The 18,447-nt window shown below is 72.8% G+C and carries 14 protein-coding genes; 9 read left to right on the top strand and 5 right to left on the bottom strand.

Features of this window, described 5'->3' with window-relative positions; genetic code table 11:
- Positions 1 to 56 precede the first annotated feature (56 nt).
- Entirely contained in the window at positions 57 to 2,045 is a 1,989-nt protein-coding gene (locus tag ABZ463_RS14825; protein WP_362776304.1) for a hypothetical protein, read from the bottom strand.
- A gap of 319 nt (positions 2,046 to 2,364) precedes the next feature.
- Here ABZ463_RS14825 and ABZ463_RS14820 point away from each other — a divergent pair, with 319 nt between their 5' ends.
- From ABZ463_RS14820 to ABZ463_RS14790, 7 genes are all read left to right on the top strand, one after another.
- Positions 2,365 to 3,519, top strand: a complete 1,155-nt coding sequence (locus tag ABZ463_RS14820; RefSeq protein ID WP_352011798.1) for an LLM class flavin-dependent oxidoreductase — start codon at positions 2,365 to 2,367, stop codon at positions 3,517 to 3,519.
- A 19-nt stretch (positions 3,520 to 3,538) separates the two neighbouring features.
- Positions 3,539 to 5,122 carry an ABC transporter substrate-binding protein gene (locus ABZ463_RS14815; protein WP_362776301.1) on the top strand — a complete coding sequence of 528 codons (1,584 nt, stop codon included), beginning with the start codon at positions 3,539 to 3,541 and terminating at the stop codon, positions 5,120 to 5,122.
- Position 5,123: 1 nt separating this feature from the next.
- The gene (locus tag ABZ463_RS14810) at positions 5,124 to 6,116 is read left to right on the top strand and encodes an ABC transporter permease (RefSeq protein ID WP_362776299.1); all 993 of its coding nucleotides are present in this window, start codon (positions 5,124 to 5,126) and stop codon (positions 6,114 to 6,116) included.
- A complete protein-coding gene (locus tag ABZ463_RS14805) occupies positions 6,113 to 7,000 on the top strand; it encodes an ABC transporter permease (protein WP_362776297.1) in 888 nt (295 codons plus the stop codon). The genes ABZ463_RS14810 and ABZ463_RS14805 overlap by 4 nt, the downstream gene beginning before the upstream one ends.
- Positions 6,997 to 8,814, top strand: coding sequence for an ABC transporter ATP-binding protein (locus tag ABZ463_RS14800; protein WP_362776295.1), 1,818 nt, complete (start codon positions 6,997 to 6,999; stop codon positions 8,812 to 8,814). The genes ABZ463_RS14805 and ABZ463_RS14800 overlap by 4 nt, the downstream gene beginning before the upstream one ends.
- 169 nt (positions 8,815 to 8,983) lie before the next feature.
- Positions 8,984 to 10,354, top strand: a complete 1,371-nt coding sequence (locus tag ABZ463_RS14795) for a transaminase (protein WP_362776293.1) — start codon at positions 8,984 to 8,986, stop codon at positions 10,352 to 10,354.
- 577 nt (positions 10,355 to 10,931) lie between these two features.
- Positions 10,932 to 12,140, top strand: a complete 1,209-nt coding sequence (locus ABZ463_RS14790; protein WP_362776291.1) for a cytochrome P450 — start codon at positions 10,932 to 10,934, stop codon at positions 12,138 to 12,140.
- Here ABZ463_RS14790 and ABZ463_RS14785 read toward each other — a convergent pair.
- A complete protein-coding gene (locus ABZ463_RS14785) occupies positions 12,130 to 13,161 on the bottom strand; it encodes a PP2C family protein-serine/threonine phosphatase (protein ID WP_352011805.1) in 1,032 nt (343 codons plus the stop codon). The two genes, ABZ463_RS14790 and ABZ463_RS14785, sit on opposite strands and share 11 nt — an antisense overlap.
- Before the next feature lie 387 nt (positions 13,162 to 13,548).
- On the opposite strand from ABZ463_RS14785, the gene ABZ463_RS14780 reads away from it, so the two are divergent.
- Together ABZ463_RS14780 and ABZ463_RS14775 are read left to right on the top strand one after the other, a co-directional pair.
- The gene (locus tag ABZ463_RS14780) at positions 13,549 to 13,992 is read left to right on the top strand and encodes a CBS domain-containing protein (RefSeq protein WP_352011806.1); all 444 of its coding nucleotides are present in this window, start codon (positions 13,549 to 13,551) and stop codon (positions 13,990 to 13,992) included.
- Positions 13,989 to 15,281 (top strand): ArsB/NhaD family transporter, encoded by a 1,293-nt coding sequence (locus tag ABZ463_RS14775; RefSeq protein WP_352011807.1) that lies wholly within the window; start codon positions 13,989 to 13,991, stop codon positions 15,279 to 15,281. Before ABZ463_RS14780 ends, ABZ463_RS14775 begins: the two co-directional genes overlap by 4 nt.
- Here the strand turns inward: ABZ463_RS14775 and ABZ463_RS14770 are convergent.
- The 3 genes from ABZ463_RS14770 to ABZ463_RS14760 are packed head-to-tail and all read right to left on the bottom strand — an operon-like array spanning position 15,278 to position 18,441.
- Positions 15,278 to 16,288 (bottom strand): iron chelate uptake ABC transporter family permease subunit, encoded by a 1,011-nt coding sequence (locus ABZ463_RS14770; RefSeq protein ID WP_362776288.1) that lies wholly within the window; start codon positions 16,286 to 16,288, stop codon positions 15,278 to 15,280. The two genes, ABZ463_RS14775 and ABZ463_RS14770, sit on opposite strands and share 4 nt — an antisense overlap.
- On the bottom strand, positions 16,285 to 17,352 hold the full coding sequence (locus tag ABZ463_RS14765) for an iron ABC transporter permease (RefSeq protein WP_362776286.1): 1,068 nt from the start codon (positions 17,350 to 17,352) through the stop codon (positions 16,285 to 16,287). The genes ABZ463_RS14770 and ABZ463_RS14765 overlap by 4 nt, the downstream gene beginning before the upstream one ends.
- Before the next feature lie 18 nt (positions 17,353 to 17,370).
- On the bottom strand, positions 17,371 to 18,441 hold the full coding sequence (locus ABZ463_RS14760) for an ABC transporter substrate-binding protein (protein WP_362776284.1): 1,071 nt from the start codon (positions 18,439 to 18,441) through the stop codon (positions 17,371 to 17,373).
- Positions 18,442 to 18,447 lie beyond the last annotated feature (6 nt).

Genomic DNA, 18,447 nt, shown 5'->3' with positions numbered 1-18,447 from the left:
CCGGGCGCGGGCGGCGACGGCGTGACGACCTCCCACGGCCCCGGCCGTGAGAGAGGTCAGTTGGTGTGCGGGTTGGGCAGGTGGTCGCCCACGTGTCCGACCCAGACCTTGCCGGTGAGGCCGCCGGAGTCGTCGTGGAAGTGGATTCTGGGCGCCGGGCAGCCGCCCTTGCGGATCTTGATGTGCGCCTCCATCATCACCTTCCCCGACGGGTGCACCTCGGCGGGCACGGAGAAGGTCCGCCTTGTGCTGTATCTGCCGTTGGTGTTGACGGTCTTCGACTCGCTCATCGCGACCATCCCGGCCGGGATGGTCAGGACGGCCGAGCTCCTGCACCAGTCGAAGAACCCTCCGGAGAACTCGCCCGACGATCTGGCCTGGGCGAAGGCGTCGAGCGCGCGCAGCGCGTCCCAGGTCTTGGAGGCCCAGACCCTGGCGAGTGTGGGGTAGGTGAGGTCGAGTTTCGCGGCCTCGGTGTCGGTGTCGCCGATCTCCACGTGGACCAGCTTCTCCCGCGCCATGTTCAGGGCGTCCATGAGGCTGGTCGGTTCGAAGACGGCGTCGTCGGGGGAGAGCCCGAAGGCGGGACTGCCCGCCCTGGCCAGCCTGCCCTCAAGCCAGCGGACCCGTTCCTGGAGCTTGCGGGCGGACGCGACGGCCTCGGCGTACTCCTGCTGGAGGATCTCGTGCTCGGTGTGCAGGCGGTCCATCTCACCGGCCAGCCTGTCGCTCTCGTCCTCGGCCTCGGCCAGCAGCTGGTCGCCGCTCTGCCGTACGACGACCAGATCGCGCAGGCCCTCGACGTGCGCGCCGAGGGTGCGCATCTGACGCAGGATCTCCCCGTTGCCGGAACCACCGCCGGAACCGCCGCCGGAGGCCCCGGATGAGGAGGCCGCCAGGCCGAGGGCGGCGTCCAGCTCGCCCCGCAGCTCCCTGACCACCACGGCGGCGACCAGGCGGGCCAGCTCGTCCACGTCCAGGGAACGCCGCTCCTGCGCGGGCTCCGGCTCGGCGGCCGGGACGGCCGTCGCCGCGGGCTCGGGTTCGGCGGGGGGTTCCGCGCCGCGCGCGGGGACGGGTTCGGCGGGGGCGCTGCGGGGGCCCATCGCCATCATCCAGCGGCGCAGCCCGTCTCCCGGGGAGCCGGTGGGCGCGGGACGCGGGGTCATGGCCTCGGCCAGGTCACCGGCGGTCGCCTTGCCGACCAGGATTCTGGAGACGACCCGGTAGGCCCGTTGCACGTCGTCGGGGAGCGCGCGCCGCGCCGTCTCCCCGATGATGCCGTCCGCGGCCAGGTCGAGGGCCTGCCTGCCCTGCTTGCGGACCATCGCCCCGCCCATCGGGCGGTGCCGGTAGGGGTAGCTCTCCCCGCCCGGGTCGAACGGGGCCACGTAGGTGCGGATCCCCCCGCCGAACACCCCGAGGTCGGAGCCCATGGCCTCGTTGAAGCGCTGCTGGGCGTGCAGGTCGGCGAAGCGTGCGACCATCCCGGCCCCGGCGACCGCGCCCGCCAGGTATTCGGCCCGGGTCCTCGCCGCCCGCGGGTCCTGCGGATCGACCGAGACGACGGCCACCGGGACGCGGCGCCTGCGTTCGGAGAGCACCGAGACCAGCCGGTGGACGGCGTCCTCGTCGACCTCCTCTGCGGCGTCCGGCAGGTGCGTGCCGCCGTCGGTGATCCTGGCGGTGCGCAGGTAGGCCTGGACGAACCCCGGGGCGTGTCCCGCACCGCTCTCACCGTCCCCCTCGACCGTGACGACCACCCAGCCCGCCGGTCCGCCCGTCCGTTCGGCGTAGGCGACCCGGGTGCGCAGCAGGCCCTCCGCCCGGTTCTCCTCGACAAGGTAGCGCCCGCACTCGCCCGAGCGCTCGACGCGGACCCGGACTCCGTCCCGCTCGAACTCCTGCGCCTCCCTGCCCGTCTCCGGGGCCGGCAATCCCCTGGCGGCGAGCCACTCCCCGAAGGTGCGTCGCAGCCGGGGGGATATCGGTGCGGTCCTGTCCCGGAGGACCGCTTGGTACAGGCGACTTACGTTCGGCGACATGGCAGCGACTTCCATACTCACGAGGGGCGGCGCCCGCCGCGGGGGCGGGCACCGCCTGAACGGCCGGGCGGGCGTCCGCGGGCGCGCCGGGGCAGGCGTGCTCGCGGACGGTGTGCAGGGAGCGGGGAAGGTCATCAGATCACGAACGTGAGGGCGACGGCAGGCAATCAGGCGATTGCCCACCGTACGGGGATGTGTCCGCCGTCCGTCACCTCCGGTGCTTCCGGCCTGCCCGGATCGGGTTGGAGGCCGTCCGTAATTGCATTTATTTCCTATCTGTATAGTATGTTTTGCGCCGAATCCCCGGAAAGGAACATCGATGACCGTCCCGCCCGCCCAGCTCCTGTGGTACCTCACCGCCCCCGACGGGCCGTACCCCTGGGAGGAGCGCGGCCGATGGGCCACCGACTTCGACCACCTGCGCCACGTCGCGGAGACGATCGACCGGCTCGGCTACTACGGCGCGCTGCTGGGCACCGGCCGGGACGACGGGCTGACCGTCGCGGCGGCCATGGCCGGGGCCACCCGGAGGATGCGGTTCCTCACCGCCGTCTACCCCGGTCTGACCTCACCCGCCAAACTCGCCCAGATCGCGCACACCATCGACCGCTTCTCCGGCGGGCGGCTGCTGTTCAACGTGGTCAACGGCAACGACGCCACCCTCGCCCAGTACGGCCTGCACCTCGGCCACGACGAGCGCTACGACTTCAGCGCCGAGTACTGGGACGCCTTCCAGCGCGTCTACCTCGGAGAGCCGGAGCCGTACGAGGGCAGGCACGTCCGGCTGGCGGGCCGGGCGGGGCCCGGGGGACCGCTGTCTCCGTGGGGCACGGCCGTACGCCCGACACCGCTGTGGGGCGCGGGCACCTCACCCGCTGGCGTCGCCCACTCGGCGGGCCTGCTCGACGTCTACCTCAGCTTCGCCGACACCCCGCAGCGCCTTGGCGAGAAGTTCCGCCGCGTCGGTGCCGAGGCCGCCAAGCACGGCCGCACCCTGAGGTACGGCACCCGCCTGCAGATCATCGTGCGCGAGACCGAGGAGGAGGCCTGGGAGCACGCCGCCTCGCTGCTGCGCGCGACCTCGGTCGAGACCGCCCTCGAACTCGCCAAGTGGAACCTGCCCGAACCGATCGAGACCTACCGGAGCCAGGACCAGCGGGTCAACCGGCGTCTTGAGGCGCTTCGCTCCGGGCGCCTGCCCGACGTGCGCGACCTGGAGATCCACCCCAACGTCTGGACCGGGCCCAGCCTGTTCGGCTTCGACGTGGTCTCACCGAGCTCGGGCACCTACCTGGTCGGCAGCGCGGAGAACGTCGCCGCCCGCATCCGCGAGTACCAGGAGCACGGCGTCCAGTCCTTCATCCTGTCCGGCTTCCCGCTGATCGCCGAGGCGCACCGGGTCGCCGACCTGCTCTTCCCCCTGCTCGACCTCGACCACGGCTTCGAGATCCCCTCGCTGCGCGCGGACGCGTAACCCCTCAGGAGACACTTCGATGAACGGCCAGATCACCCGGCGTGGCTTCCTCGGCGGAGCCGTACTTCTCGGCGGGGCGGCGCTCGTCGGCTGCGCCCCGGGGCAGGAGGCCGCGCGCCCTGGAACGATCCAGCAGGCCACCCAGTCGACCGCCGTCGCCGACGGCGCCCCCAGGCGGGGCGGCAGGCTCAGGCTCGGCGTGGTCGACGGCGACAGGGCGGGCACGCTCGACGCGCACAAGCCGCTCACCATCGGCTCGATCATCAGGGGCTTCGCGGTCTACAGCAAGCTGTGGGAGTGGGACGCCGAGATGAACTGGTCCCCGGCCCTGGCCGAGGAGACCGAGGCGAACGCCGACGCGACGACCTGGACCGTACGGCTCAGGCAGGGGCTCGAGTTCCACAACGGCAAGACCATCACCGCCGACGACGTGATCTTCTCGGCCCGGCGGCTCACCGACCCCGCGCTCGGCTCCCCCTGGGCGGCGCTGCTGTTCACCCTCGACCGGGAGCGGATCGACAAGGTCGACGAACGGACCGTGCGCTTCCACTTCAAGGACGGCAAGGGCTTCGTGCCCTTCCCCGACACCTTCACCAACTTCGGCGCCGTCGTCCCCGTCGACTACGACCCGGCCAGGCCGGTCGGGGCGGGGCCGTACAAGCTCAAGGAGTTCACCCCGGGGCGGCGGTCGCTGTTCACCCGGTTCGAGAACTACTTCAAGGACGGCCGGCCGTACGCCGACGAACTGGAGATCATCGACTTCCAGGACGAGGCGTCCCGGATCGCCGCGCTGCAGGCCGGCCAGATCTCCCTCGCCAACGGCATCGGCGCCGACCAGGTCAGGCTGCTGCAGGGCGACCCGAGGGTCAGGGTGGTCGTCTCCGAGACCAGCAACTGGCAGTCCTTCGACCTCAACCTCAGCAAGGAGCCCTTCCGCGACGAGCGGGTGCGTGAGGCGTTCCGGCTGCTGACCGACCGGCAGGAGCTGGTCGATCGCGCCCTGTCCGGCCACGGGCGCCTCGCCAACGACCTCTACTCGCCGCAGGACCCCACCTTCGACCGGAGCATCCCGCAACGTCCCCACGACGTCGAACGGGCCAGGGCGCTGCTGAAGGAGGCGGGCCGGGAGAACCTGCAGATCGAGCTGGTCTCCGGCGAGGGCGGGGACGCCGCCGCGCTGGTCTTCGCCGCCCAGGCGAAGAAGGCCGGGATCACCGTCACGGTGAAGAAGGTCGACGCCGCGACCTTCAACGGCCCGCGGCGCCTCGACTGGACGATGAGCACCGGCGGCCTGCTGACCGAGTCGTTCCTGTCCAGCGCCCTGCACCTGGACGCGCCCGTCTCGGCCGCGAACAAGACCCACTTCTCCGACCCGCGCTTCACCGAGCTGTTCGAACAGGCCGTCACCCAGCCGGACACCGCCAGGCGCGCCGAACTGGTCCACGAGATGCAGCGCATCCAGCACGCGAAGGGCGGAATGGTCATCTGGGGCTTCAACAACGCCCTGGACGCGGTCTCGACCGGCGTCGGCGGCGTCACCCCGGAGCACACCCAGTTCGCGACCTGGCGTTTCGAGAAGCTCTGGGTCAAGGAGACGACCTGATATGACCGGACAGGAACCGGGGCGACCCCGGGCGGGCGGCCGGGGGAGGTGGCTGCTGCGCCGGGTCGCGTACGGCGCGGCGGCGGTCTGGGCCACCAGCGTCGTGGTGTTCGCCGCGACCCAGGCGCTGCCCTCCGACCCGGCCATGGCGATCCTCGGCGGGGACGCGACCCCGGAGAGCCTGGCCCGGCTACGGCTCGACCTCGGACTCGACCGGCCGCTGTGGCAGCGGTACCTCACCTGGCTCGGCGGCGTCATCACCGGTGACCTGGGCCGATCCCTCGACTCCGGCACCGACGTGGCGTCCCTGCTCGGCGGCAGGCTCGTCAACTCCCTGGCCCTGCTGGCCTCGGCGCTGACCGTCGCCGTCGCCCTCGCGCTGGTCCTCGGCCTGTTCGCCGCGCTGCGCAGGGGCGGCCTCGCCGACCGCGTCGTCACCTCGGCGGCGGTCTCCCTGCAGGCCGTACCGGGCTTCGTCGTCGCCGTCGCCCTGATCGTCCTGCTGGCCACGACCGTCTGGCCGGTCCTGCCGGCCGCATCGCTGCTCGAACCCGGGGTGTCGCCGTTCGCCCAGCCCCACTACCTCGTCCTGCCCGCCCTGACCCTGGTCGCCGCGGAGACGCCCTACCTGCTGCGCCAGGTCCGCTCCTCGGTGGCCGAGGCTTTGGAGTCCGACTACGCGACCGCCGCCCGGCTGCGGGGCGTCCCGGAACGCCGGGTGATCTGGCGCCACGCCCTGCCCAACGGGCTGGTGCCCGCCGTACAGGCGACGGCGCTGACCACCGGGGTGCTGCTCGGCGGCTCGCTGGTCGTCGAGGTCGCCTTCAGCTACCCGGGCCTCGGCGGCGCGCTGAACGCGGCGGTCGGCGCCCGCGACGTCCCGGTGATCCAGGCGGCGGCCCTGCTCGTCGCGGGCGGGGTGGTCGTCGTCAACCTCCTGGCCGACCTGGTCACCGTGCTGCTGACCCCCAGGCTCAGGACGGGGGAGCGGTGAGCGCGATCCGTCTCCCGCGCGACCGGCGGGCGGGAGCGGGCGCGGTCGTGAACGTCCTGGCGGGGGCCGTCCGCCCGCTGCGCGACCGGCAGGTCAGGTTCGGGGCGCTGCTGACCGTCCTCGTCGTGCTGGTCGCGGTGCTCGGACCGGTGGCGGCGCCGTACGCGGCCGACGAACTGGTCGGACCGGCCTACGGCGCGCCCGCCCCCGGGGCGCCGCTCGGCTACGACTACCTGGGCGCCGACGTGCTGTCACGGGTGCTGCTCGGCGGGCGCTCCCTCGTGCTGACGACCGTCTGCGCCGCCGTCCTCGCGCTGCTCGCGGGTGCGGCGATCGGCATGTCGGCCGCCTGGACCGGGCGTCTGGCCGACCGGGCCGTGCTGTGGTGCGCCGACGTGCTGCTGGCCTTCCCGCACCTGGTGCTCGTGCTGCTGGCCGTCTCGATGCTCGGCCGCTCCCGCCCGTTGGTCGTGGCGACCGTCGCCGTCACGCTGCTGCCCGGCACGGTACGGCTCGCCAGGAGCCTGACGCTCGGCGTGATGGGGCAGGAGTACGTGGAGGCGGCCAGGCTCCTGGGCTACCCCCGGCGCCGGATCCTGTTCCGCGAGATCCTGCCCAACGTCACCACGCCGCTGCTGGTCCACCTGGGCGCGATGCTCACCTGGTCGGCCGGGCTGATCGCCGCGATGAGCTTCCTCGGGTACGGCGTGGCGGCCCCGGCGGCCGACTGGGGGCTGATGGTCAACGAGAACCACGGCGGCCTGCGCCTGCAGCCCTGGGCGGTGCTCGCCCCCGTCGTCCTGATCGCCCTGTTCGCGCTGGGCGTCAACACCCTGGCCGAGGGGCTCGGCCGTACCGTCGCGCCGGTCGAGGAGGAACGGTGAGCACCCATCCGCTGCTGCGCGTCGAGGGACTGCGGGTCGCCCTGGACACCGGCCCCGAGGTCCTGTCCGGTGTCGGCCTGACCCTCGGCCCCGGCGAGATCGTCGGCCTGGTCGGGGAGTCGGGCTCAGGCAAGACCACGCTGGCCACCGCCCTGCTCGGACACGCCAGGCGGGGGGCCCGGATCACCGGGGGCTCGGTCACGGTCGGCGGCGTCGACGTCCTCGGGCTGTCGCCGCGTGGGCTGCGGCGGGCACGCGGCGGGCTGGTCGGCTACGTCGCCCAGGACCCGGCGACCGCCCTCAACCCGGCGCTGCGGATCGGCACGCAGCTGGCCGAGATGGTGGCCGTGCACCGGCCCGGCCTGCGCGGCCGGGCGGCGGCCGCCGAGGTCGGGGCCGCGCTCGACGCGGCGGGGCTGCCCTCGGAGGAGGCCTTCCTGCGGCGCTACCCGCACCAGCTCTCCGGAGGCCAGCAGCAGCGGGTGCTCATCGCGCTCGCCTTCCTGCCCGGCCCCCGGCTCGTCGTGCTCGACGAGCCGACGACCGCCCTCGACGTCACCACCCAGGCGCGTGTCCTGGCCTCGGTGCGTGAGATGTGCCGGGACCGGGGGGCCGCCGCGGTCTACGTCTCCCACGACCTGGGGGTCGTGCGGGGCCTGGCCGACCGGATCGCGGTCATGTACGCGGGCCGTGTCGTGGAGACCGCCCCCCTCGGCACGTTCTTCCCGACCGGGACGGCCGGGACGCCGGGGGCGTCCGCCGGAGCGCGGCACCCGTACACGCGTGGCCTGCTGGCCGCCTCCCCGGACGTCGCCGTCCGCCGGGCGCCGCGGTCCATCCCCGGGCACGCCCCGTCGCTGACGGCCAGGCCGTCCGGCTGCGCGTTCGCGCCGCGCTGCGCCGGGGCCGACGCGCTCTGCCGGGAGGAGACGCCTTCGCAGACGGGACAGGGGCCGGAGCACCTGGTGGCCTGCCACCACCCGGTCGCCGTCCCGGAGACCGCCGTCGCCGACGTCGTCGCGGACCTCCCCGAGGTACGGCCCGGCGCGGACGCGGAGCCGTTGCTGCGGGCCCGCGACGTCTCCTTCTCCTACGGTCGCGCCCACCGGGTGCTGCACGAGGTCTCCCTCGACCTGCGGGAGGGGGCCTTCCACGCGCTGGTCGGGGAGTCGGGGTCGGGCAAGACGACCCTCGCCCGGGTGCTGTCCGGATTCGGCGGCCATGTCACGGGCACCCTGTCCTACGCGGGGGCGCCGCTGGCGGTCGCCGGGACGGACAGGCCCGCCGAGCTGCGGCGCCGGATCCAGTACGTGTTCCAGAACCCCTACCGCGCGCTCAACCCCCGGCACACGGTCGCCGAGATCCTGCGGACCCCGATCAGGCACCTCTTCGGCGTCTCGCAGGACGAGGCGCGGCGGCGGGCACTGGACGTCCTCGACCGGGTTGCGCTCCGCCCGGAGATCGCCAGGAGCCGTCCCGGGGAGCTGTCCGGGGGCGAGCGCCAGCGCGTGGCCGTCGCGCGTTCCCTCGTCTGCGACCCCAGCGTGCTGATCTGCGACGAGATCACCTCCGCGCTCGACGTCTCGGTCCAGGCCGCGGTCCTGGAGCTGCTCACGACGCTGCGCCGTGACGGTCTGACCGTGCTGTTCGTCACCCACGACCTGGGGGTGGTCCGCGCGGTCGCCGACGAGGTCTCGGTCATGCACCGGGGGCGGATCGTCGAGCACGGCCGTACCGGCGACGTCCTGGACGACCCGGCGGACCCCTACACCCGGTCCCTGGTCACCGCCGCGCGGGGAGCCGTCACAGCCTGAGGACGACCGGGCCGGGGAGGTCTGCGGTCCCGGCAAACGTGGTAATCCGGTCCTATTTCCGGACTCATGGTGGAAGGTAGCGTCGATCCGGGGTCCGCGCCGACATGGCCCGTTCGGCCGTCCCACAGGCTCGGCCCCTGCCGGGGGCCCCGCCCGCACAGGAGGAACGATGACGGATGACCGGACGGCCGTCGTGCCGCAGGGGATCGACGAACGAAGCCTCGCCGCGCTGCTGACGCGGGAGCGCGCCGCCTGGATCGAGGGCAGGCCGAGGTCGGCGGCGCTGTACGAGCGCGCCCGCGCCTCGCAGTTGCATGGCACACCGCAGCACTGGATCAGGCAGTTCCCGCCGCCGGTGCCGCTGACGGTCGAGCGGGCCACCGGCGCCCGCCTGCACGACGTCGACGGACACGACTACGCCGACTTCGGCCTGGCGGGCACGGCGGCGCTGTGGGGGCACGACCACCCCGCGATCGTCGCGGCGCTGCGTGACCAGCTCGGCCGGGGCAGCGTGACCCTGTGGCCGAACGAGGACCACGTGTGGGTGGCCGAGGAACTGCGGAACCGTTTCGGCCTGCCGTGCTGGCAGTTCGCCGTCTCGGCCACCGACGCGAACCGGTTCGCGCTGCTGCTGGCCAGGGTGGCCACGGGGCGGGAGCGGATCCTGATGTTCAACCGGGCCTACCACGGCGCGGTCGAGCAGACCTACGCCGTGCTGACCGAGGAGGGCGTCACGCCGCTGCCCGGCGTCGACACGGGCGGCGTGGACGTGCGGCGGACCACGAAGGTGGTCGAGTTCAACGACCTCGACGCGCTGGAACGGGAGCTCGCGCCACGGGACGTCGCCGCGGTGATCGCCGAACCGGTGATGACCAACGGCGGCGCGGTGATCCACCCCGACCCCGGATTCCACGCGGGCCTGCGTGAGATCACCCGCCGTACGGGGACCCTGCTGCTCATCGACGAGACCCAGACGATCCCGGCCGGTCCGGGCGGCTGCGTCCGTGAGTTCGGCCTGGAACCGGACCTCGTCACCATGGGCAAGTGGATCGCCGGGGGCGTCCCCGCGGGCGTGTACGGCATGTCCGAGGAGGTCGCCGCGGCGGCGGCGCGCTACACCCAAGACGGCGACGGCGGTCTCGGCAGCACGCTGGCGAGCGGCCCGCTCGCGGTCAGGGCCATGCGGGCGGTGCTCGAAGAGGTCATGACGGAGCGTACGTACGCGCACATGAACCGTCTCGCCGACCGTTACGGCCGCGGGATCGAGGAGGTCGTCGCGGCGCATCGCCTGCCCTGGCACGTCGGCCGCCTCGGGGGCCGCGTCATGTACGCCTTCACCCCGCAGCCGCCGCGCAACGCCGGGCAGCCCTACCCCCGGAGTGCCTCGCTGCGTGAGGCGCTGTGGCTGTACCTGGCCAACCGGGGGATCGCGCTCGACGGGATGAGTGGCGCGGCGCTGTTCTCGCCGCTGTCGGAGGAGTCCGACGTCGACCGGCACAACGAGCTGTTCGCCAAGGTGATCGCCGAGCTCGTGGGGTAACGAGGGCGATGACGGAGCCCGGCGGGTTCACCGAGGCCACCGAGACCACCGAGACCACCGGGCCGTCGAGGCCGCTGTGGTCGTCAAGGCCGGGGTGGGCCCGCCGGCGCACGGCCGCCGTCCGGTGACGAACACCGCACGACGGGGACCCGGACGGCACGGGCCCGAAGCCGAAACATTTCCTTAATACGGGTTCTTCGGGGAAGTCGTGCCGGGAAAGGTCTTTGCCTGGTTCGCGGTCGTCGTGTCACATGACCGGGTGCCGGAAGCGCTTTTTGGAACCGTGCTCCCCCGCTTCCTTCCCGCCCCGTCCTGGCCGGTGGGAGAGACTTCTGTGTACCCTTCGGCGCGGTGCGGGACAGAGAAAGCAGAGGCCGGAAACGGCCCGAATTGATGGCTTGAGCGAGCTTTTCTGGCCTTTTGTCCGGCCCAAAAAGTGCTGTATGGAACTTTAACGACACCGCCGTGTCGCCTCGGGACGTTAATGTTTTCCACAAAAACATCCTTGTCGGGAAAACCATTCAGTGAGAGCTTGGGAAAACGGCTCGTCGTCCACTTCGAGAGGTGTTTCCCGGCCATGGTTGATGACGTCAACGACCTCGCGGACTCCGCGGACCTGCCCGCGCTCCCCTTCGCGCGGAGTAACCCTCTTGACCTGCCGCAGACCTACCACGCGTTGCTCAACGACGAACCGGTGGCCAGGGTGCGCACCCAGGCGGGCGACGTCGCCTGGCTGGTGACCGGCTACGAGGAGGCCAGGGAGGCCTTCGCCGAGCGACGCCTGGGCCGCTCGACCCCCACCCCGGAGCGGGTGTCCAGGATCTCCAACTCGGTGCTGCTGGGCGGCCCGCGCAGCGACACCATCGAGGTCGAGAAGGTCAAGCACGAGCGGATGCGCCGCCTGTTCGCCCCCGCCTTCTCCGCCCGCAGGATGAGCGCCCTCACGCCGCGTATCAGGGAGTTCGTCGACACGCTCCTCGACGACATGGCCGAGCACGGCCCCCCGGCCGACCTGCGGGAGCGCATCTCCCTCCCGCTTCCCGTGCTGGTGATCTGCGAACTGCTCGGCGTGCCGTACGCCGACCGCGGCTACTTCAGGAAGCTGGCCGAGACGGTGGGCAACCTGAGCGACCCGCGCCGGGCCCAGGACGCGATGGACGCGCTGAGCGAGTACACCAGGAAGATCGTCATCGACAAGCGGGAGAATCCCGGCGAGGACGTCTTCTCCGACCTGGCCAGGGCGGACGTGTCGGACGAGGAGGTCGCCATGCTGTCCGCCGGGCTGCTGTTCGCGGGCCACGAGACGACCATCAACCAGATCGACTACGGCGTGCTCCTGCTGCTGTCCAACCCGGAGCAGCGCGACGCCCTGGTCGCCACCCCGGAGATGATCGACAGGGCGGTCGAGGAGATCCTGCGGATCGCGGCCCCGAGCAACCACGGCCTGCCCCGCTACGCGCACGAGGACGTGACGATCGGCGGTGTGACGATCGAGCGCGGCGACGCGGTGATCATCGCCATGACGGCGGCCAACCGGGACGAGCGGGCCTTCACCGACCCCAACCGCTTCGACATCGGGCGCGCCCCCGGCAGCCAGCACCTCGGGTTCGGCTACGCGATCCACTACTGCATCGGGGCGAGCCTGGCCAGGATCGAGATGCGCGAGATGATCGGCGGCCTGTTCCGCCGCTTCCCCACGCTCGCCCTGACCGTGCCGCCTGAGGAGCTGACCGAGCAGAGCGACTCGCTCACCGGAGGGGTCGACCGCATCCCGGTCACCTGGTGATCCCGGCGCCGTCCCTCGCCGGAGGGCGGGAATGGCGGCGCAGCAGCAGCATCGCCGCGTCGTCCTGCAACGGCCCGCCGACGTGGTCGAGCAGGTCGGCGCGCAGTTCCTCAAGCGCGGCCTGGGGGTCGGAGCCGCCGAGCACCCACGCGCGGTCGAGGAGGGGGTAGAAGGCGCCGGAGGCGTCACGGGCCTCGATGACGCCGTCGGTGTACAGCAGGATCTGGTCGCCGGTCCCGAACGGCACCCGGTAGGGGGCGGGGACGGCGGGCCCGAGGGAGACGAGGCCGAGCGGGGGGATCTCCTCCTCCGGCTCGGCCAGCAGGATCCGGCCGTCGCTGCGCATGATCAGGGGCGGCGGGTGGCCGAAGTTCAGCAGGGAGATCTCCTCCTCGTGCACCTGGGCGAGGATGGCGGTGACGAACCTCTCGCCTCCCAGGTGACGGGCGAGGCTGTTTTCGAGCCGGTCGCCGATGCCCGGCAGGTCGGGTTCGTCGTAGGCCGCCTCGCGGAACGCGCCGAGCGTCCAGGCGGCGGTCTCGACCGCCTGCAGCCCCTTGCCCTGCACGTCGCCGATGAGCAGGCGCACCCCCTGCGGGGTGGTGACGACCTCGTAGAGGTCCCCGCCGATGCGGGCCTCGGCCGCGGCCGAGGTGTAGGACAGCGCGATGCGCAGGTCGCCCGCCCGGCGCGGCACCGGGCGCAACAGCACGTGCTGGGCCGTCTCGGCGACCATCCGCACGTTGGCCAGTTCGCGCTCGCGGCGGATGCGCAGGTGGGCGGCCAGCATGCTGGCGCCGGTCACCGCGGTGATCGTCGCGATCGTGAGGTTGTTCTGCCGGTTGAACAGCACGCCGCTGTAGGCCGAGAGCGGCAGGCAGATGGCCAGCGCCAGCGCGCCGACGAGTACGGTGCGCCGTACGCCGCCGGACACCGAGGCGAAGGTCGGCCCGAGGGTCAGCAGCGGCAGGAAGCCGAGCCTCGGACCGGCGAGCATGTCGGTCAGGCCGACGGCGCCCATCACCGCGAACGGAAGGATCTTGAGTACCGCCTGTGATCTGCGATGGATCTCCGGCGCCGGGGAGTGCAGGGCTGGCCTCCAGGAATCGTGGAACAGAACGCCTGCTGCTCATGGTGCCGAGAGAGCATCACGATCAGCTGGCAAGATTGCTCGATAGGGGTTCGTTCCTGTCCCGTGGGTGAGAACAGGGCACTGATAAAGTCGTCCCCGGTGAGCCGGGAAGCCTGGTCGGCGCTGTCATGCCGTATGGCCTGGAAGGTGCTCGCCGATGTCTCCGTCCCCGCCCGCCGGGCTCCTGACCCGCCCGGGGAACCACCGCCCGCCCGGCGGAGGACCCACGTCACCGGAACCAGTGCCGCGGGTCGCCGCGGCGAGGAGGACTCTCCGATGCGCGCACGCGACCTGCTGACCGCCTTTCCCACGGTCACCCTTGAGACCCCGGTCGCCGAGGCGGCCAGACTGCTGGCCGACCAGGGACTGCCCGGCCTGATCGTCGTCGACGGCGACGGCCTGCCCATCAGCATCCTGCCCGGCACGCAGGTGCTGCGCCTGGCCGTGCCCGGCTACTGCCAGGACGACCCGGCGCTGGCCCGGGTGGTCGACGAGGCGCACGCCGACGGCTTCCTGCGGGCGGTCGCCGGACGGACGGTACGTGAGGCGATGCCCCGCGAACGCAGGGAACTGCCGGTCACCGACCCGGACGCGACGGTGCTTGAGGTCGCCGCCCTCATGGCGCGCACCCACAGCCCGCTGGCCGCGGTCGTCGACGACGGCCGCCTGGTGGGCGCGGTCACCCTGCGGACGCTGCTCGACCGGGTCCTGGCCGCGTGAGCGCCCTCGCCTGGCTTTCGGTCGCGGTCTTCCTCGGCGCCTACGCGCTGATCGCCACCGAACGGGTGCACCGGGTCGCCGCCGCCCTCGGCGGTGCCGGGATCATGCTGCTGATCCACGCGACCGACGCCGAGGCCGCGTTCTTCTCCCAGCACACCGGCGTCGACTGGAACGTCGTCTTCCTGCTGCTGGGCATGATGGTCATCGTCGGCGTGCTCAAGCAGACCGGCGTCTTCGAGTACCTCGCGATCTGGGCCGCCAAACGGGCCAGGGGCAGGCCGTACCGGCTGATGGTGCTGCTGGTCGTCATCACCGCCCTGGCCTCCGCCCTGCTGGACAACGTCACCACCGTGCTGCTCATCGCCCCGGTGACGTTCCTGGTGTGCGAACGGCTGGCCGTACCGGTGGCGCCGTTCCTGATCGCCGAGGCGATGGCCTCGAACATCGGCGGCACCGCCACCCTGGTCGGCGACCCGCCCAACATCATCATCGCCAGCCGGGGCGGCCTGACCTTCAACGACTTCCTGGTCCACCTGGCGCCGCTGATCGTGCTGCTGATGGTGGTCTTCGTGGTGCTGTGCCGGTTCCTGTTCCGCGGGGCGTTCGCGCACGACCCGGCGCGGGCGGCCGACGTGATGGCACTCGACGAACGTGAGGCGATCACCGACCGCAGGCTGCTGTGGCAGAGCCTGGTCGTGCTGGCCCTGGTCCTGGTGGCCTTCGTGCTCCACCCCGTCCTGCACTACGAGCCGTCCGTCGTGGCGATCCTGGGGGCGGGTTTCCTGGTGGCCGCGACCAGGGTCACCGCGGAGGAGGCCATCTCCGAGGTGGAGTGGCCGACCCTGACCTTCTTCGCCGGGCTGTTCGTCATGGTCGGAGCGCTGGTCGAGACCGGCGTCATCGAACAGGTCTCCCGTGCCGCCGTCGAGGCGACCCAGGGGCGGCTCGGGGTGGCCGCCACGGGCCTGCTGTGGGGGTCGGCCGGGATCTCGGCGATCGTCGACAACATCCCGTACGTGGCCACGATGAGCCCCATCGTGGCCGACCTGGTGAACGCGGCCGGAGGCGGTGAGCACGCCAGGGTGCTGTGGTGGGCGCTCGCGCTCGGCGCCGACCTGGGGGGCAACGCCACCGCCGTCGGCGCCGCGGCCAACGTCGTCGTGCTCGGCATCGCCGCCCGCAACGGCACCCCGATCAGCTTCTGGGGTTTCACGAGGTACGGCCTCGTCGTCACGCTCGTCACCGTCGCCGTGGCCACGCCGTACCTGTGGGTGCGATACCTGCTCTAGCGGCGTCTGACCAGCAGCCACAGCAGGTACGGCGCGCCGACGACACCGGTCACGACACCCGCGGGCAGCGGCACGCCGGGCACCGCGAACTGGGCGACCAGGTCGGAGGCGAGCAGCAGCGCGGCCCCGGCCAACGCGGACGGCAGCAGGGCGACGGAGCCCGTCCGGACGACGCGGCGCGCCACCGGGGCGCTGACCAGCGCGACGAACGGCACCGGCCCCACGACGGCGACGGCCGTGGCGGCCAGGGCGGCGGCGAGCCCGAGCACCAGCGTCCGGACGCGCCCGACCCGCTCGCCGAGCGCCGTCGCCGGGTCGTCGCCCAGTTCGAGGACGGGCAGCCCGCGCCCCGCGGCCAGCGCGGCGGGCACCAGCACCACCCCGCAGGCCGCCAGCGTCAGCGAGGTGTCCCAGCCCGCCCTGCCCAGGCTGCCGTTGATCCACACCAGCGCCTCCTGGGTGTCGCGCACGTCGCCGCTGGTGAGCACGTACGAGACGACGGCCGTGCACAGGGCGGAGACGCCGATGCCGACGATGACGAGGCGGTGACCGGCGCGCCGCCAGGACAGCAGGTAGACGGCGGCGGTCGCGACCAGGGCGCCGCCGAGCACGACACCGGTCAACGACAGGCCGCTCAGCCCGAAGGCGATGAGCCCGAGAATCCCGGCCGCACCCGCGCTCTGCGTGACACCGATGACGTCCGGGCTGGCCAGGGGGTTGCGCAGGATCGACTGGAGCAGCGCGCCGGACAGGCCCAGGCACGCCCCGGCCAGCAGCGCGGTGAGCATGCGCGGCATGCGCAGTTCCACGATGACGAACCCGGTCATCGGGTCCGCGCGGCCGAGGACGGCGCCGAGGACCTCCTGCGGGCTGACCGACGCCTTGCCGAGCGCGAGCCCGCACACGGCCAGCGCGGCGATCCCGGCCGCGAGCACGGCGGTGACCCAGGCCTCGCGCAGCCGGGCCCGCCTGCGCAGCCTGCCGGTCGGTGATCCGGTGACGGTCATCGGCGTCCCCTCCCGCGCGGCCGTACCAGGGCGATGAGCAGCGGGGCGCCGACCGCCGCGACCACCACGCCCACCTGGAGCTCGCCGGGGCGCGCGACGATGCGGCCCAGCACGTCGCAGCCGATGAGCAGGATCGGGCCGGAGAGCGCCGCGTACGGGACCATCCAGCGGTGGTCGGGTCCCGCGAGCCCGCGTGAGATGTGCGCGACGATCAGCCCGGCGAAGGCGACGGGCCCGGCGGCGGCGGTGGCCGAGCCGCACAGCAGCACCACCGTCAGCGTGGCGAGCGCCCGGGTGAGCCCGACCCGCTGGCCCAGGCCACGGGCGGTGTCCTCGCCCAGGGCCAGGCCGTTGAGCGGCCTGCTGACCGCGACGGCGAGGACGAGCCCGGCGGCGACGCCGGGCAGTGTCTGCCACAACACCGGGAACCCCCGGGCGGCCAGCGCGCCGACCTGCCAGAAGCGCATCTGGTCGAGGGCGGAGCGGTCGGTGAGCAGCACCGCGGTGACCAGCGAGGTGAGCGCCGCGGTGACCGCGGCCCCGGCGAGCACCAGGGTGACCGGGCCGGCACCGCCGCGTCTCCCCGCCCCGGCGACGCCGTATACGAAGGCGGTCACCACGGCGGCCCCGGCGAAGGCGAACCAGATCCTGCCGCCGTCCTGGACGCCGAGGACGCTGACGGCGACGACGACGGCCAGGGAGGCGCCGGAACTGACGCCGAGCAGGCCGGGGTCGGCCATCGGGTTGCGGGTCAGCCCCTGGACGACCACCCCGGCCACGGCCAGGCCCAGCCCGGCCACCACCCCGACGAGGGTCCGGGGCAGCCGCTTCTCGACGATCACCAGGTGGTGCGGGTCCGCCGGGTCGTAGTGGGTGAGCGCCTGCCACACCGTGCGCGGCGGCAGGGCGTTGGCGCCGACGGCGAGGCTGAACGCGCACACCGCGACCAGCGCGACGGCGAGCAGGAGCAGACCGGCGACCAGGGGGCCGGTCCGGCGCCGGGACGCGGGACCGGCAGAGACCGAGGGCCCCCGGGCGTCCCGGGGCGCGGACAGGACGGGCACGTACGGATCTCCAGAGGGCTACGCGCCGGCCTTCGCGGCGGCGGCGGCGAGCTGCGGGACGTACCGGTCGAGCATCCACGGGATGGACAGCACCGTCGGTGCGCTGCTGGCCATCACGAACGACTCACCCACGATGGGCGCGAAGCGCTTGTCCCTGACGTTGGGCATGGCCGAGATGACCGGGTCGGCGACGAACCTGTCGGCCTCCTTCTGGGAGCCGAAGTACATCACCAGGACGTCGGCCTCGATCTTGCCGACGTTCTCGTAGCTGACGTTGTAGAAGTAGGAGCCCGCCTTGGGGTCGGCGTCGAGCGCGGCGACGCTGGGGCTCACGGTCATGCCGAGGTCGCCGAGCAGCGCCACCCGGGGGTCGCTGGCCCGGTAGACGTTGAGCTGGTCGGCCTCGTTGGCGGCGCCGTACAGGAAGGACCTGCCCTTCAGGACCGGGTTGGCCGCGGCGAGGGAGGCGACGTAGGCGGCGGTCCTCTCCTTCAGGGCCGTGGCCTCGGCACTGCGGCCGAGGGCCTTGCCGATGATCTCGACCTGGTCCTGCCAGGGCAGCGCCCAGGGCTTCTCCGGGTAGGCGACGACCGGGGCGATCCTGCTGAGCTTGGCGAACTCCTCCTTGGTGATGCCCGAGTAGGGGGCGAGGATGACGTCGGGGCGGACTTCGACGATCTCCTCGAACGGCACCTCACCGCTGTCGGAGCTGAGCAGGACCGGGGTGGCACCGCCCAGCTCCTTGATCTTGTCCGCGTCCCAGGGGAACACGCCGTCGGCGTCCCCGCCGTAGGTGTTCCTGGGCATCGCGACCGGGACCACGCCGAGGGCGAGCACGGCGTCCTGGCTCGACCAGCCCCAGGTGACCACGCGCTCCGGCCTCTTGGTGATCACGGCGTCGCCGAGCGCGCTGGGGATGGTGACGGGGAAGGCGTCGCCGGAGGGCACGGCGGGGGAGGTGGCCTGGCCCGGAGAGGACTGCGCCCCGGGTTCGGCGGGGGAGGCGGAGCACCCGGCGAGCGCGAGGGCGGTCAGGGTGACCAGCGCGGCCAGTGCGGTCCTGGATCGCGACCGTACGGCGGTGAGCATGCGATC

The organism is Streptosporangium sp. NPDC020145 (assembly GCF_040631275.1).
Classification (GTDB): Bacteria; Actinomycetota; Actinomycetes; order Streptosporangiales; family Streptosporangiaceae; genus Streptosporangium.
Note: the sequence above shows the minus strand (reverse complement) of the source record. Positions and strands in the feature narration are given on the sequence as shown.